Here is a 15,147-nt window from a genome sequence, read left to right on the forward strand (position 1 = left end):
CCAACAACAACGAAACCACCGCGCAACGGCAATGTGAGGCAATCACTCAGTCATCCTTAAATCTTCATGTCGAAACGACAGATATCCGGGCGGCGCTTTCCTGCGCTGGCCCTGTCGCTGTGCTCGATCGCCGGCGTCGCCTCCTTCCCCGCCCCGGCGGCCGAGTTCGACGACGAACTGCCCGCGCTCGAGGTGCGCAGCCGCCGTCATCCGAACGATCCGCGCGCCGAAAGCGTGAGCACGGCAACCCGCACCGCCAGCGATCCGCGCGACGTACCGCACACCGTCGACAGCGTCGCGGTCGAGGAAACGCTGTCCTATGGCGGCCGCACGCTGGCCGATGCGCTGGCCGGCGTGCCGGGCGTGTCCAACACGTCGGATACGCGCTTCGATTCGTTCCGCATTCGCGGCTTTTCCGCCGCGGGCGACCTGCTGCTCGACGGCATGCGCGACGACGCGCAATACGTGCGCAGTCTCGGCAACATCGAACGCGTCGAAGTGCTGAAGGGGCCGGCGGCGGCGCTGTACGGGCGCGGCAGCGGCGGCGGCGTCATCAACCGGATCACCAAGCAGCCGTTGCCGGAAAACTTCGGGCATCTGTCGGCGGCGACCGGCAGTTATGGACGGCTCGGCGCGTCGGTCGATCTCAACCGGACGCTGTCGAACGCATGGAGCGTGCGGCTCAATGCCGGACGCGAACACGCAGGCAGCTTCCGCGACCACGTCGACGGCACGCGCCAGTATGTCGCGCCGTCGATCAAATGGCGGGACGCGCAGCGCAGCTGGCTGCTGCAGTTCGAATACGACACGTACCGACGCGTGCCCGATCGCGGCATGCCGGCGCCCGTCGCCGCGCTCGACGCGGCCGGCAAGCCGGTCGCGTACTCGCTGCCGTCCGCGCGGCGCGCGACCTTCTTCGGCGCGGCGGGCCGCGATACCATCCGCGACGCGAACATGAACTGGCGCTCGGTCTTCACGCACGCGTTCGATGGCGGCTGGGAACTGCGTCATACGCTGGGCGTGCTGGATCTGCGCAGCACCTTCGACAATACCTACGTCACGCAAAGCTACGTCACGAAGCCGCGCGATTACCGGCGCGTGCAGCGGGCGCGCTACCTGCAGGACATGACGCATCTCAACGTGCAGACCGGCGTCGAACTGGGCGGCAAGGTCGCGACCGGTCCGGCGCTGCATCATCTGCTGTTCGGCATCGAATACGGCTGGCAGAAACGCAGCCCGACGCTGTGGCAGGCCGACGCGGCGCCGGTCCCGATCAGCGGACCGGATCGTTTCGCACTGGCCGGCTCGGCGCCGCGCCCGTATGCGATGAACCGCCACCGTGTCAGCGACTACGCAATCTTCGCGCAGGACCGCATCGACCTCGGCCGAGCGTGGAAGCTGCTCGGCGGCCTGCGCGGGGAACGCTTCGACGTCGATTCGACCAACGCGCTGAACGGTCTGCATTCGCGGCGCACGACGACGGCATGGAGCCCGCGGCTCGGCGTCGTGTGGTCGCCGGTCGGCGCGCACAGCGTGTATGCGTCGTACAGCAAGAGCTTCGCGCCGGTCGGCGGCGACCTGATCGGCATCACGCCCGACGCGCGCGGCAACGCCAACGATCTCGGCCCGCAATACAACCGCCAATACGAGATCGGCGTGAAAAGCGACTGGCGCGGCGGCGCGCTGAGCACGACGCTCGCGCTGTTTCAGCTCGACCTGTACAACCGCCGCGTCGCCGACCCGGTTCGGCCGGGTTTTTTCGACCTCACCGGCCTCGAACGCAATCGCGGCCTGGAACTGGGCGTCGCCGGCCGGCTCGCGGGCGACTGGTTCGTCCGCGGCGGCATCGGCTGGCAACACGCGCGGGTGGTCGACGCCGAGCCGAAGTACGCGGGCAAGCGCTCGGCGGGCGTGTCCGGGGCGAACGGCAGCCTGTTCGTCAGCCATGCGCCGCTGCGCGGATTTTTCGTCGAACTCGGGCTCGTGTACGAAGGCGCGCGTTACGCCGATCGCGACAACCTGCTCGAACTGCCCGCGTATGTTCGCTGGGACGGCAAGGCCGGCTATCGCACGCGCGACTTCGAGGTGACGCTGGCGGCCGTCAACCTCACCGATCGCGACTACTACGCGAATGCGACGAGCCTCGCGCAGATCATGCCCGGTTCGCCACGCACGTTCACGCTGACGGCGGCGTACAAGTTCTGACCGCGCGGGCCGCGCCGACGCCCCGCGCAGCCGGCCCGCCGGGGCTTGCGCGCCGCAAGCCCTGTGCTATCGTATGCGCCGCGTTCGGTGCTCGCATGCGCATTCCGCGCTTGCAGTTAAACGGGAAACAGGAGGCGGATATCCGCCCGGCCTGTGCTGTCCCCGCAACGGTACGCCGCCCGCGCAACGCGCTTTCCCGCGCACGCGCCCAGGCCGCCCGCGATGCCACTGCCCTTCGACCGGGCGGGAAGGCTGCGGCCTGGCAAGCGGCCAGCCCGGATACCGGCCGACGCAAGGGGCGAGCTCGATGCTCGCCGAACGCCCGATCCGCGGGGGACGGATGGGGTGCGCATTCCCCCCGCGTTCGCGCGGGTTTCGCCCGATTCGTCATGCACTGCCTGCCCGCCGGCCGCCGATGTGCCGCCCGCCTTCCCTGTTCCACTGTTTCGACACGGTGCGCACCGTGCCGCGCGCGATGAGCCGCGCCTGGCTCGTCGGCGCCGGCCCGGGGGATGCCGATCTGCTCACGCTGAAAGCCGTGCGCGCGATCGGCGCGGCCGACGTGCTGCTCGTCGACGATCTCGTGAACCCCGACGTGCTGCGCCATGCGCGCGCCGATGCGATGGTCGAGCACGTCGGCAAGCGTGGCGGCCATGCGTCGACGCCGCAGGCGGCGATCGTCGCCGCGATGCTCGCACACCTGCGCGCGGGCCGCAGCGTCGCGCGGCTCAAGGGCGGCGATCCGTTCGTGTTCGGCCGCGGCGGCGAGGAGCTGATCGCGCTCGGCGCGGCGGGTTTTCCGGTGGAAGTCGTCAACGGCATCACCGCGGGTATCGCCGCGCCGGCCGCGCTCGGCATTCCGGTCACGCACCGCGGCGACGCGCAGGGTGTGGTCTTCGTCACGGGCCACGGCGCGGGGGCCGACGAGCCCGACTGGCGCGCGCTCGCGGCGACGCGCATGACGATCGTCATCTACATGGGCATCCGCCGGCTCGACGCGATTGCCGCGGCGCTGCGCGACGGCGGGCTGCCCGGCGACACGCCGTGCGCGGCGATCGAGAACGCCACGCGCCCCGAACAGCATCACGTAACCGCGACGCTCGATACGCTCGTCGAGCGCGTCGCCGAGACCGGTATCGGTTCGCCGGCAATCGTCGTGATCGGCCGCGTCGCCGCACTCGCCGACGATCCGGCGGTGCGTGCGGCGCTCGGCGGCCGCGCATGATGCGCGTCGCGCTCGGCGTCGGTTTCCGCGCAGGCGTCACGGCCGCGCAACTCGATGCCGCGATCCGCGCCGCGCTCGCGCGCTACCCGAGCGCCGAACCGGCGCTCGTCGCGACGCTCGCCGACAAGGCGCGCGCCCGTGCGTTGCGCACGCTGTGCGCGCGCCGCGGCTGGCCGCTCGTCGCGTTCGACGCGGTGCAACTCGCGAGCCGTCCGGAACTGGCCGCGAGCGGCCCGTCGGACGCCGCGCTGGCCCGTTTCGGCATCGCGGGCGTGGCCGAGCCGTGCGCGCAGCTCGCCGCGCCGCACGGCCGGCTGCTCGGCCCCAAATCCATCCGGGACGGCGTGACGGTCGCGCTCGCCGGCCCGCTCTGAACCCATTGTTTCGCTTTCGACAGGACGATTCCCGATGAAGACCGATTCCGAATCCCATCAGCGGATGGCCGAACGCCGCCGCGCCGGCCACGAGAAGAAACAGGCCGCCGCCACTCAGGAGAAAGGCCTGCTGATCGTCCACACCGGCAACGGCAAGGGCAAGAGCACGGCCGCGTTCGGGATGGCCGTGCGCGTGCTCGGCCACGGCATGCGGCTCGGCGTCGTGCAGTTCATCAAGGGCGCGCTGCATACGTCCGAGCGAGACTTCCTCGGCGCGGTCGCGGAATGCGATTTCGTGACGATGGGCGACGGTTATACGTGGAACACCCAGAACCGCGACGCCGATATCGCGACCGCGCGCAAGGGCTGGGACGAGGCGCGCCGGATGATCGAAAGCGGCGACTACCGGATGGTGATCCTCGACGAGCTGAACACCGTGCTGAAGTACGAATACCTGCCGCTCGACGACGTGCTCGCGACGCTCACGGCTCGCCCGGAGTCGGTGCACGTGGTCGTCACCGGGCGGCATGCGCCCGATGCGCTGATCGATGCGGCCGATCTCGTCACCGAAATGCGGCTCGTCAAGCATCCGTACAAGGAGCAAGGCGTGAAGGCGCAGCGCGGCGTGGAGTTCTGAGCATGCCGGCCTGCCCCGCGCTGTTCGTCAGCGCGCCCGCGTCGGGCCAGGGCAAGACGTCGGTGACGGCCGGCCTCGCGCGGCTGCACCGCCGGCTCGGCCGCCGCGTGCGCGTGTTCAAGACCGGGCCGGATTTTCTCGATCCGATGCTGCTCGAACGCGCGAGCGGCGCGCCGGTGCATGCGCTCGACCTAGGGATGGTCGGCGAGACCGGTTGCCGGGCGCTGCTCGCCGACGCCGCGCGCGACGCGGACCTGATCCTGATCGAAGGCGTGATGGGGCTGTTCGACGGCACGCCGAGCAGCGCCGATCTCGCGATCGCATTCGGCGTGCCGGTCGTCGCGGTGATTTCGGCGAAGTCGATGGCGCAGACGTTCGCGGCGATCGCATTCGGGCTCGCACGGTTTCGGCCCGAGGTGCCGTTTCACGGCGTGCTGGCGAACCGCGTCGGGTCGGTACGGCACGCGGAATTGCTGCAACAGGCGTTGCCCGACGACCTGCGCTGGCTCGGGTACGTGCCGGCCGATGCGGGCATCGCGCTGCCGGAACGGCATCTCGGGCTGCATCAGCCGGCCGATATCGACGATCTCGATGCGCGGCTCGACCGCGCGGCCGACGTGCTCGCGCAAACCGCGCTCGCCGAATTACCGGCGGCCGTCACATTCGCGGAACCGGACGTGGCCGCGCCGTTGCCGCGCGCGCTCGCCGGCAAACGGATCGCAGTGGCGCGCGATGCGGCATTTTCGTTCATCTATCCGGCGAATCTCGCGTTGCTCGATGCACTCGGTGCGGCGCTGCGGTTCTTCTCGCCGCTCGCCGACGAACCTGTGCCCGACGATTGCGACGCGCTGTTCTTGCCGGGCGGGTATCCGGAACTGCATGCGACGACGCTCGCGGCGAATGCCGTGACGGCTCAGACGATTCGCGCACACGCGGCGGCCGGCCGGCCGATCGTCGCGGAATGCGGAGGGATGGTGTATCTGTGCGAATCGCTGACCGATGTGGATGGGTCGACGATGCCGATGCTCGGGCTGCTGCCGGGCCATGCGACGATGCAACGCCGGTTCGCGGCGCTCGGGATGCAGCAGCTCGATACGCGCACCGGTCCGATGCGCGGTCATACGTTTCATTATTCGCGGCTGGATACGCCGCTGGCGGCGGCCGCGACCGCTGCGCGGCCCGACGGCGCGGCCGGCAGCGGCGAAGCCGTTTATCGCGCGGGCGCGATCGTCGCGACGTACATGCACATGTACTGGCCGTCGAATCCGGATGCGGTCGTGGCGTTGTTCAGCGGGGAAGTGTTCTGAACGGTCGATGTCGTGCCTGCATGACGCAGCACAAAGCCTATCGGGATTGAGCGTTGCTTTGTAGCGACTACAGGATTCGACGTGCGCGGCTACAGATGTCGTTCGATGTCCATCCGCTGATGCAGGACACGGATGACGTCGATGGTTTCATCCGTTTCGCGGTAAAACACAACGTGAGAGCCAGCGGGGTAGCGGAAATACCCGTCGCGAACGACGCAAATCCGTCCTGCTTTTTTGCCACGCGCCAGCGCTTCCATGGTGCCGATCAGATCGTGGTGATAGCGCTCTGCCTGCTCGGGCGACCAATGCTCGGCGGTATAGCGCCAAATGTCTTCAAGGTCGAGTTCAGCCAACGGGGTCAGCCGAAGTTGTCTGCCTTTAACCGCCATGCGTTGCCCGCATGCGGGCCAGGAAGGCCTCGCTGTCGAAGGGCTTGGGCGCCCCGGACGCTTCACCAGCCTTCAATGCTTCCTGCAACGCACGCATTTGCGTTTCATGTGATTCGAGGAGCCGCAACCCGGCTCGCACGACGTCACTTGCGGAACCATATCGCCCGGATCGCACCTGGGCATCGACAAATTCGGCAAAGTGATCGCCAAGGGAAACGGACGTGTTTCGCGACATGAGTCACCTCCTTTCGATGTGGTCATCATATACCAATTTTTGGTACATTTCGCATTCGGCCCGCCGAAGTGGGGCCGATGGTCGGCCCGGTGCCGCATGTCTCGCATCCTCCGTCACACCAGGAACGCCTCGGTCAGCTTGACCCAATACGACGCACCGGTCGGCAACGCCGCGTCGTTGAAGTCGTAGCCGGGGTTATGCACCATGCAACCGCCCTCCCCGTCGCCGTTGCCGATGATCAGGTAGCACCCCGGCCGCTTTTCGAGCAGGAACGCGAAATCCTCGCTGCCGGTGAGCGGCACCATCCCGTCGATCAGGTTGGCTTCGCCGACCCATTCGCGTGCAACGCCGCGTGCGAACGCCGTCATCTCCACATCGTTGACGAGCACCGGATAGCGGCGCTGGTAGTCGATCGTCGCACTCGCGCCGAACACGGCCGCCTGCGCATGCACGACCTCCTTGATGCGCGTTTCGAGCAGGTCGCGCACGTCGGGCCTCAGCGCGCGCACTGACAGGCGCATCTGCGCGCGATCGGGAATCACGTTCGGCGCCTCGCCCGCATGGATCGCGCCGACCGTGATGATCGCCATGTCGAGCGGCGACACGTTGCGCGACACGATCGTCTGCAACGCGACGACGATGTGCGCGCACACGACGACCGGATCGATCGCCCGGTGCGGCACCGCGCCGTGGCCGCCGCGGCCCTGCACGTCGATGACGACGGTATCCGACGACGCCATGAACGGCCCCGGCAGGAAGCCAAACTTGCCGGTCGGAAAGCCCGGCATGTTGTGCATCGCGAAGATCGCGTCACACGGAAATTGCTCGAACAGCCCCTCGTCGAGCATCTTCTTCGCGCCGCCGAGCCCTTCCTCGGCCGGCTGGAAAATCAGGTTCAGCGTGCCGGAGAAGCGGCGTTCGCGCGCGAGATGCTTCGCGGCGGCGAGCAGCATCGCGGTGTGGCCGTCGTGGCCGCATGCGTGCATCTTGCCCGCGATCGTGCTCTGGTACGGCAGACCGGTCGACTCGTGGATCGGCAGCGCGTCCATGTCGGCGCGCAGGCCGAGGCGCTGCTGGCCGTCGCCCAGTTTCAGCTGCGCGACGACGCCGGTGCCGCCAAGCCCGCGATGCACGGTGTAGCCCCACGACTGCAACTGCTCGGCGACGAGATCGCTCGTCGCGAATTCCTCGAAACCCAGTTCGGGGTGGGCGTGGATGCGATGCCGGATCTCGATCATTTCGTCGGCGAGGCCTGTGGGGATCACGCTGTGCGTCACGGTGTCGTCTCCTGTGTGCTGTGAATGTACGGGCAAGGATAGTCCGACGAGCGGCAACCGGACAGACAGAAAGTCGTCACGTCAGCAACTAATGATTGCCAGCCGATCGCACGGGCGCGAGGCGAAGCGCGGCTGCCGGGGGGCTATCCCGTCCGGACGACTGCCGCCAGCGAGAAGCACACCCGACACTGTGTGTTCGGGCTCGATTTTCACGTGGAGGTTCTCGTTGGCGCCCTCTCAACATTCCGGAATAATTCCTTTGCATCAAAGGGTTGAGCACATTTGTTCATTTTTTGACGACTGTACATTTTTTGTGTACGCTGACAAAACAGTGAACAAGCGATCCTCGGTGATGCCCGCGAACGTACCCCTCCCCCTATCGGAACAGCACGTGCTCGACGACGCCTGTACCGCGTTCGGACGCGCGACGCGGCGCTTCGCTGCGCGGCCCGTGCGCGTGCCGGCGGCGTACCAGGCGCGCGCCGATGCAATGATCCGCTTCGCCATCGCCGGGCAGACCTTCGAAATGCCGGCGGCCGTGAGCATCGGCGTCGAATCGCTGCAGGGCGCGCTCGCGGCGCTGCGTCGCCGCGGCGGCACGCCGGCGCCGGGCGAGCGGCCGCTGATGCTGGTCGCACCTTATTTTTCTGCCGAACTGGCCGCCCGCCTGACCGAGCACGACATCCCGTTTCTCGATACCGCCGGCAATGCGAGCCTGATCCAGCCGGAGGCCACCGTGATGATTTCCGGCCGCCCGAAACCTGCGCGCATGCCGCGCCGTCAGGCGTCGCGCGCGACCACGCCGAAGGGGCTCGCCGTGATGTTCGCGCTCGCGACGCAGCCGGGCCTCGTCGCGCAGCCGTACCGGGCGATCGCCGCCGCGTCGGGCGTCGCGCTCGGCACGGTGAATCTCGCGATGGACGACCTGATCGCGCGCGGCCTCGTCGCGCAGCGGCGCAACGGCGATCGGCTGATGCCCGACTGGCCGCGCTTCCTGCAGGAATGGGTCGCGCTGTACCCGAGCCGCCTGCGCGCGAAACTGCCGGCCCGGCGGTTTGCCGCGATCGCGCCCGACTGGTGGCGCGGCTTCGATTTCGCCGCCTTCGATGCGCGGCTCGGCGGCGAAGCGGCGGCCGATCTGCTCACGCACGACCTGAAGCCGGCCGCGATCACCGTCTATACGCACGGCGCCGTGCCGAACCGCCTGCTGCTGCAGGCGCGCCTGCGCCCGGACGAGCACGGCGACGTCGAGCTGCTCGAAGCGTTCTGGCCGCCGTCGCCCACGCTCGACTGGCGCGAGCAGGACGTGCCGCTCGTGCCGCCGCTGTTGATCTACGCGGATCTCGTCTCGTCCGGAGACAGCCGCAATCTTGCCGCCGCCGAACACATCCATGACCGATACCTCGCCCACCCGCCCGCTTGAAATCGACGCGCGCCGGCCGCTCGAGCCGGCGGCGGTCGCGCTGCTGCAGGCGGTCGGCGCGGCCTGCGCGCGGCTCGACGCGGCATTTGTCGTGGCCGGCGCGACCGCGCGCGACATCCTGATGTGGCATGTCCACGGCATCCGTCCGGTGCGTGCGACGCGGGACGTCGACGTCGCTGTGTGCGCGGTCAACTGGCCGTTTCATGAGCGGCTCGTCGATGCGCTCGTCGCGACCGGGCAATTCGCCCGCGCGCCGAAGCATCGGCAGAAACTGCTGTTCGACAGCGGTTCGCCGGGTTTTCGCACCGAACTCGATCTGGTGCCGTTCGGGCCGCTCGAAACGCCGCCCGGCGAAATCGCCTGGCCGCCGGGCGGCGACTTCGTGCTGAACGTGCTGGGGTTTCAGGAGGCGGTCGATACAGCGCTCGCCGTGTCGATCGGCGCCGGCATCACGGTGCCGGTGGCGAGCCTGCCGGCGCTCGCGTTGCTGAAGCTGCTCGCGTGGAAGGACCGGCGCGCGCGCCAAAATAGCGACGCGTACGACCTGCTGTTCCTGCTCACGCATTTTCACGATGCGGGCAATCGCGAGCGCATCTGGGACGTCGCGCCCGACCTGCTCGAACGACATGGCTTCCAGCCGGAGCTGGCGGCAGCGGCGCTGCTCGCACGCGACGCGAAGCGGCTCGCGTCACCGCACACGCGCGACGCCATTCACGCGCTGTTATCCGACGACGCGACTTACGCGATGCTCGGGCAGGATCTGCAGGCCCGCGCGTTCGCGCTGTTGCCCGGCGAATTCAACGACGACGCCGACCGGTATCTCGATGCGTTCCGCAGCGCCTTTCTTGCCGGGCCGCCTGCCCGCCACCGGTGACGTGACGCACGCCGGCAAGATGACGACGCTGCCGCTCGCCCGGCTCAAGCGGCCCAATCTTCGACGGATAACCCCTCGACGCGATTGAACTCACGACCGTTATTCGTCACGAGCACCGCGCCGGCCGCGATCGCATGCCCGGCGATCGACGCATCGTTTGCGCCGATCGGCGTGCCGCGCACGGCGAGATCCGCGCGAATCGCGGCGGTGGCGTCGACCGCCGCCGAATCCCACGACAGCACGCCGTCGAGTCGCGAAACAAAGGCCGCGACGAGTTCCGCGTGCTTCGGGGACGCTTTCTTGTCCACCGCGCCAAAGCGCATCTCGGCGTAGGTAATGGCCGACACGACGATCCGGTGCTGCGCGTTGACACACGACTGCAACCGCGACAGCACCACGGGCGGCCGCTCGCGCATGATGAACGAACAGATGTTCGTATCGAGCATGTAGAGCGTGGTCACCGGTTGGACTCCGACGGCGCATCGGCATCGCCGGACAGGTCGAAACGACCGGACTCGATGACGGCCAGGCGTTCGGCAAGGAAATCGGCGTCGGCCAGCGGTTCGTTCGCGAACGACAGCCACGTGGGGCGTACCGGCCGCAACAGCAGCGTATCGCCCTCGCGGCGGATCTCGAGTTCCGTGACACCCTCGAACTCCATGTCCTTCGGGATGCGGATTGCCTGGTTACGGGCGTTCTTGAAAATGGAAACGGTGCGCATGAGCCACTCCATGGGAGTACGATGCGCCCATTCTAGACATATGCTGGCATATGTCAATTTGACGGGATGCGAGTTCGCCGTTGCGTCCCACGTTGTCGAGGATGTCTGATTCATGCTGCCGGCCTGTCGTCGATGAGAAGAGCGTCCCATTCTTCATGACGCAGGCCGCGCGGTCCATATATCGGACGGCCGATGCATGCGCATCGCAAGGCCGCGTACACTGTCGGCCCGACGCCACGCCCCCCGGACCCCGTCAAGGCAACCGGAAAGTGTCAAAGAACGTATCGCGCTCGATCACGGTGAGTGCCGCGCGCTTGTGCGGGAAATCGAATTCCTTCAGCGTGTAGAACCCGAGCCGGTGCATGTACGCGATATGCCGGACGTGATCGACGCGCGGCTCGCCGACAAGCCGCTGCGTGCGCGGTTCGTCGACGAACATGTAGTGCAGCACCCCGCTCCACCAAGCATGCAGCTTGCCGGCGCTCTGGAACCGCGAGTCGCCGATCAGCAGGTGCAGCCCGCGATCGTAGTCGTGTGCGTCGTAGAACGGCGCGAGGCGATCCTCCTTCGCCCAGTAGAACTCGAAATAGCCGAACGGCGTGTCGTCGAAATAGCCGATCATCGGGTGCATGTGCGGGTCGGCCAGCCGTTCGGCGAGATACGCCGCATGCTCGTCGCGCGTGCCGCGCTGGTCCCAGAAATGCGCGACGCGGTCGAGGTTCATCCAGCCGCTGAACAGGTCCGCGTGCGCGTCGATGTCGACGGTGCGCAGGCTGAACGTCATCCCGACCTGCGGCATCGCGCGCGCATAGATCTCGCCGGCCGGCGACGGCGGTCGCACCGGATGCCGATGGCCGTTCGTGATCGTGTAGCGCAGCGGCATCCCGCCCGATGCGGGCGCCTTCAGCCACGGCCGCGGGTTCTGCCAGAACGTCGTGCGCGACACGGTGAGCCGCAGCGTGTCGCCCGCGACCTGCGCGCCGTCGATCACGCCTTCGCGCACCGCCCGCGCGACGTACGATGCCACGGCCGTCGCATCGGCGCCGCCGAGCGGCACCGTGATCGTCGCCGCGTCGTATCGCGTGTCGGTGTTGAACAGCGCGACGAACGTCGCGAGCAGCGCGTCGGGCGCGTCGTCGGGCCGCCATGCGTCGAGCGCATGCTCGACGACGGCCGCCGCCTGCCCGTGCGCGGCGCCATCGAGCGCCACGGCCACTTCACCTTCGACGGCATCGGCGGCGCCGGCCGGTTTCGTCAGCGTGTCTTGCATCACCATGCTCCCGCGTCGTGGCGATCGGCGAGCACGTGCAGCCCGCGCTCGAGCGCCGGAAACAGGCTGCGCTGGAAATTGTTCCAGCGCAGTTCGAGAATCGTGTCGTCCGGCGCGATCGGCGTGTCGAGCACGTCGCAGATCACCTCGCCGGAATCGATACCGTTGTCGACGTAGTGGAACGACGCGCCCGTCATCGTCACGGGTTCGACGCGCGAGGTCGCGCCGGTCGCCCAGTCGACCCGTTCGCCGCGTGCGCCGTGCAGCGCGTCGAGCGTCGCCCACGCGCCGCGCCGCTGGTACGGCGAATCGTCGGCCGTGATGCCCGGGTGGATGTTCGCGATGCGCCGGTGAAAGCGCGCGCCCGGCCGCACGAGTTCGTCGAGGATCACGAGCAGCCCGTCGAGCACGACGACGTCGGCGTCGAGTTCGAGCAGGCGCTCGAGCACGCGGCGCTCGAACGCCTGTTTGGCCGCAGCGCGCTCACGCGCGTCGCGCGGCAGCCGCCGGTACGTCGACGGGATGGTGCAGAACAGCTCGTCGACGGGCCGGCCCTGCACCGTCAGGCCTTCCGGCAAAATCCACGGGCGGCCCGGCGTGCGCGCGAAGCCGTAATCGGCCACTTTCGCGCGGTCGGCCGGCGACCCGTCGTCGTCGTCGATGATCACGCCCCGCAGCGTGTAGCGTTCGCCGAGCGGCGAATCGTTCAGGCGCTCGACGAGGAATTCGAGCGGCGCCTTCATGTAGCGCGTGCCGCCGCGATAAGCGACCGGCTGGCCGGCACGATCGGCCGCGCCGTTGCGCAGCGACTGGATGTAGACGAGATTTTTCTTCGGCATGGATGCGTCGTGGAAAAGCGGACGAAGGCGCCGCGGCCGGCCCGCGCCGGCCACGAGGGCCGGCCGGCGAGCCGCGGCGCACGACGTCACCAGTTGTATTTCGCGGTGGCGATCACCGTCCGGTCGTTCCCGAAAATGCAGACGTTGTTCGACTGGCAACCGCTGATGTAATGGCGGTTGAACAGGTTCGTCCCGTTCACGGCGAAGCGCCAGTTACGCACGTCGTAATGCAGGCCCGCGTCGAACAGCGTGACGCTCGATACCGTCAGCGAGTTGTCGGCCGCACCGGCCGACGCGCTCTGGTAGCGAATGCCGCCGCCGAGGCCGAAGCCGGCGAGCGGCCCCGTGTACCACGTCCAGTCGGTCCACAGCGACGCCATCTGGCGCGGCCGCGGAATGTCGACCGGCCAGTTGTTCAGCGAGACGTCGTTGGCCTGCACGTTCTTCACGTCCTGATAGACGTACGACGCGATCACCGACAGGTTCCGCGTGACCTTGCCGGTCGCGCTCAGCTCGATCCCGCGCGAACGCACCTCGCCCGTCTGCACCGACTTCGTGCCGGTCGGGTCCTCGCTCGGCAGCGCCGACGTGAGCACGTTGGTCTGGTTGATCTGGTAGATCGCCGCGTTCAGCATCAGGTTCTTGCCGGGCGGCTGCCAGCGCAGGCCGGCTTCGATCTGCTTGCCGCGCGTCGGCTGCGGCAGCCCGCCGCCGACCAGGCTCACGCCGATCAGCGGGTTGAACGACGTCGCGTAGCTGACGTACGGCGACAGCCCGTAATCGCCCTGGTACGTGAGGCCGACGCGGCCGGTGAACGCCGTGACGTCCGCCTTCGTCGACGTGCCGCCCGCGCGATCGTCCATCCGCATGTTGACCCAGTCCTCGCGGCCGCCGAGCGTCAGCGTCCAGCGGTTCCACTTGACCTGGTCCTGCGCGTACAGGCCGAACGTGTTCATCGTCGTGTACGTGTTGGTGCGGAACGTCGCGTCCGGTGTGAACACCGCCGTCGTGACCGGCTGGTACACCGGGTTGTAGATATTCAGCGGCGGCGCGGCGGCGAGCCATTCGCTGTCGGTCGCGGTCTGCCGGTTGTACTGGAAGCCGAGCAGCAGCGTGTGCTGCAGCGGGCCGGTCGCGAAGCGGCCCTCGAGGTTGTTGTCGATGTCGAAGCGGCTGTAGTTCATCTGGAACACGCCGGCCCAGCGCGACACGTCGGTCGTGCTGCCGTCGACGAAGCCGTTGCCGAACACCGAGCCGTTGTCGAGCGACAGGTGCATCAGCCTCGTGTTCTGACGGAACGTCCAGGCCGGCGTCAGGTTGCGCTCGAACTGGTAACCGACCGACCACTGCTTCTTGCGGTAGTAGTTGAAGTTGCCGTCGCCTTCGTAGACGTCCTTGTTGATCTGGCCGTTCGGGTTCGGCAGCACCGTGCCCTGCGCGGGCAGGAAGTTCGACGAGATGTCGCCCCAGTCCTGCAGGTAGGTCGCGGACAGCGTCAGCGACGTATCCGCGTCCGGGCGCCAGCGGAACGACGGCGCGAGCGCGACGCGCTGGTCGTTGTTCGGGCCCGTCAGCGCGTTGCCGTCGCGCGCGACGCCGACAAACCGGTACGCATACTTGCCGTCCGGGTCGAGCTTGTCGCCGACGTCGATCATGAACTGCTTGCGCGCATAGTTGCCGATCTGCACGCCCGCTTCGCGCACGCGCTCGCCGTCGGCGAGCTTGGTGTGCACGTCGATGATCGCGCCCGGATCGCCCGCGCCGTACAGCACGGAGGTCGGCCCGCGCAGCACGCTGATGCTGTCGATCATGTACGGATCGACGCGCCAGCTCGCGAGGTTGAGCGTGTTCGGCACCTGCAGCCCGTTCACGTAGGCGGTCGGCGTGAAGCCGCGCAGCGCCGCGTACCAGTCGGAACGGTTGTCCGACCCGTACGACGAGAAGCCCGGCACGTAGCGCAGCGCCGCGTTCACGTCGGTGGCGCCGGTCATCTCGATCTGCTGCGCGGTGACGACGTTGATCGTCTGCGGGATCTCGTTGAGCGGCGTGTCGGTCTTGGTGCCCGTCGTGCTGCGCTTCGCGACGAGCCCGACCGTGCCGTCGCTTGCCGAGGCCGCGTTGACGGTGATCGCCGGCAGCGTGCCGTTTTGCGCGCCGTTCGACGTCGTCGCCGTCGCGCCGTTTTGTGCACTGCTGGCCGACGCCGCGGCGCCCGCGTTCACGGCCGGCGCCGTCTGGGCGTATGCGTGCCCTGCCGCTGCCGCACCGAACGCGACGCTTGCCGCGGCTGCGATCGCACGCAAACGCGTGCCTGTTGCCCACTCCATCTTCTTCTGCTCCACTTTTTTCATGCGGTCTCCGACCGCGCCTT

15 protein-coding genes and 1 riboswitch are annotated in these 15,147 nt (G+C 68.2%); of the genes, 7 read left to right on the plus strand and 8 right to left on the minus strand.

Annotation, left to right across the window (positions count from 1 at the left end; genetic code table 11):
- The first annotated feature begins 66 nt into the window (after positions 1-66).
- The 5 genes from HWX14_RS02925 (at position 67) to HWX14_RS02945 (ending at position 5,748) form a co-directional block, all read left to right on the plus strand.
- Complete coding sequence (locus HWX14_RS02925; protein ID WP_175881475.1) at positions 67-2,205, plus strand: TonB-dependent siderophore receptor; 2,139 nt, start codon at positions 67-69, stop codon at positions 2,203-2,205.
- A 68-nt stretch (positions 2,206-2,273) separates the two neighbouring features.
- Positions 2,274-2,511: riboswitch (cobalamin riboswitch) on the plus strand.
- 109 nt (positions 2,512-2,620) lie between these two features.
- Positions 2,621-3,430: a uroporphyrinogen-III C-methyltransferase gene (cobA, locus tag HWX14_RS02930; protein WP_175881476.1), complete on the plus strand. Its 810-nt coding sequence runs from the start codon at positions 2,621-2,623 to the stop codon at positions 3,428-3,430.
- Positions 3,427-3,804 (plus strand): cobalamin biosynthesis protein, encoded by a 378-nt coding sequence (locus tag HWX14_RS02935; RefSeq protein WP_175881477.1) that lies wholly within the window; start codon positions 3,427-3,429, stop codon positions 3,802-3,804. Before cobA ends, HWX14_RS02935 begins: the two co-directional genes overlap by 4 nt.
- Positions 3,805-3,838: 34 nt before the next feature.
- Positions 3,839-4,441, plus strand: a complete 603-nt coding sequence (gene cobO / locus HWX14_RS02940; protein ID WP_175881478.1) for a cob(I)yrinic acid a,c-diamide adenosyltransferase — start codon at positions 3,839-3,841, stop codon at positions 4,439-4,441.
- 2 nt (positions 4,442-4,443) lie between these two features.
- On the plus strand, positions 4,444-5,748 hold the full coding sequence (locus tag HWX14_RS02945) for a cobyrinate a,c-diamide synthase (protein WP_175881479.1): 1,305 nt from the start codon (positions 4,444-4,446) through the stop codon (positions 5,746-5,748).
- Between the two features lie 89 nt (positions 5,749-5,837).
- On the opposite strand, the gene HWX14_RS02950 is transcribed toward HWX14_RS02945, so the two are convergent.
- From HWX14_RS02950 to HWX14_RS02960, 3 genes are all read right to left on the minus strand, one after another.
- Complete coding sequence (locus tag HWX14_RS02950) at positions 5,838-6,101, minus strand: type II toxin-antitoxin system RelE/ParE family toxin (RefSeq protein WP_347879815.1); 264 nt, start codon at positions 6,099-6,101, stop codon at positions 5,838-5,840.
- Between the two features lie 25 nt (positions 6,102-6,126).
- Complete coding sequence (locus HWX14_RS02955; RefSeq protein WP_175873293.1) at positions 6,127-6,372, minus strand: type II toxin-antitoxin system ParD family antitoxin; 246 nt, start codon at positions 6,370-6,372, stop codon at positions 6,127-6,129.
- Positions 6,373-6,485: 113 nt separating this feature from the next.
- Positions 6,486-7,649, minus strand: coding sequence for a M20 aminoacylase family protein (locus HWX14_RS02960; RefSeq protein WP_175881481.1), 1,164 nt, complete (start codon positions 7,647-7,649; stop codon positions 6,486-6,488).
- 352 nt (positions 7,650-8,001) lie between these two features.
- On the opposite strand from HWX14_RS02960, the gene HWX14_RS02965 reads away from it, so the two are divergent.
- Both HWX14_RS02965 and HWX14_RS02970 read left to right on the plus strand, forming a co-directional pair.
- On the plus strand, positions 8,002-9,072 hold the full coding sequence (locus HWX14_RS02965) for a type IV toxin-antitoxin system AbiEi family antitoxin (RefSeq protein WP_175882338.1): 1,071 nt from the start codon (positions 8,002-8,004) through the stop codon (positions 9,070-9,072).
- Entirely contained in the window at positions 9,041-9,946 is a 906-nt protein-coding gene (locus HWX14_RS02970; RefSeq protein WP_175881482.1) for a nucleotidyl transferase AbiEii/AbiGii toxin family protein, read from the plus strand. The genes HWX14_RS02965 and HWX14_RS02970 overlap by 32 nt, the downstream gene beginning before the upstream one ends.
- A gap of 44 nt (positions 9,947-9,990) precedes the next feature.
- Here the strand turns inward: HWX14_RS02970 and HWX14_RS02975 are convergent, their stop codons facing one another.
- From HWX14_RS02975 to HWX14_RS02995, 5 genes are all read right to left on the minus strand, one after another.
- Entirely contained in the window at positions 9,991-10,407 is a 417-nt protein-coding gene (locus HWX14_RS02975) for a type II toxin-antitoxin system VapC family toxin (RefSeq protein ID WP_175881483.1), read from the minus strand.
- Entirely contained in the window at positions 10,404-10,667 is a 264-nt protein-coding gene (vapB, locus tag HWX14_RS02980) for a type II toxin-antitoxin system VapB family antitoxin (protein ID WP_175881484.1), read from the minus strand. Before vapB ends, HWX14_RS02975 begins: the two co-directional genes overlap by 4 nt.
- 253 nt (positions 10,668-10,920) lie before the next feature.
- A complete protein-coding gene (locus HWX14_RS02985) occupies positions 10,921-11,937 on the minus strand; it encodes a GNAT family N-acetyltransferase (protein ID WP_175882339.1) in 1,017 nt (338 codons plus the stop codon).
- Complete coding sequence (locus HWX14_RS02990) at positions 11,937-12,776, minus strand: formyltransferase family protein (RefSeq protein ID WP_175881485.1); 840 nt, start codon at positions 12,774-12,776, stop codon at positions 11,937-11,939. Before HWX14_RS02990 ends, HWX14_RS02985 begins: the two co-directional genes overlap by 1 nt.
- A gap of 86 nt (positions 12,777-12,862) precedes the next feature.
- Positions 12,863-15,127: a TonB-dependent siderophore receptor gene (locus HWX14_RS02995; RefSeq protein WP_175881486.1), complete on the minus strand. Its 2,265-nt coding sequence runs from the start codon at positions 15,125-15,127 to the stop codon at positions 12,863-12,865.
- Between the last annotated feature and the right edge of the window lie 20 nt (positions 15,128-15,147).

The organism is Burkholderia sp. BCC0044 (genome assembly GCF_902832955.1).
In the GTDB taxonomy this organism is placed as follows: Bacteria; Pseudomonadota; Gammaproteobacteria; order Burkholderiales; family Burkholderiaceae; genus Burkholderia.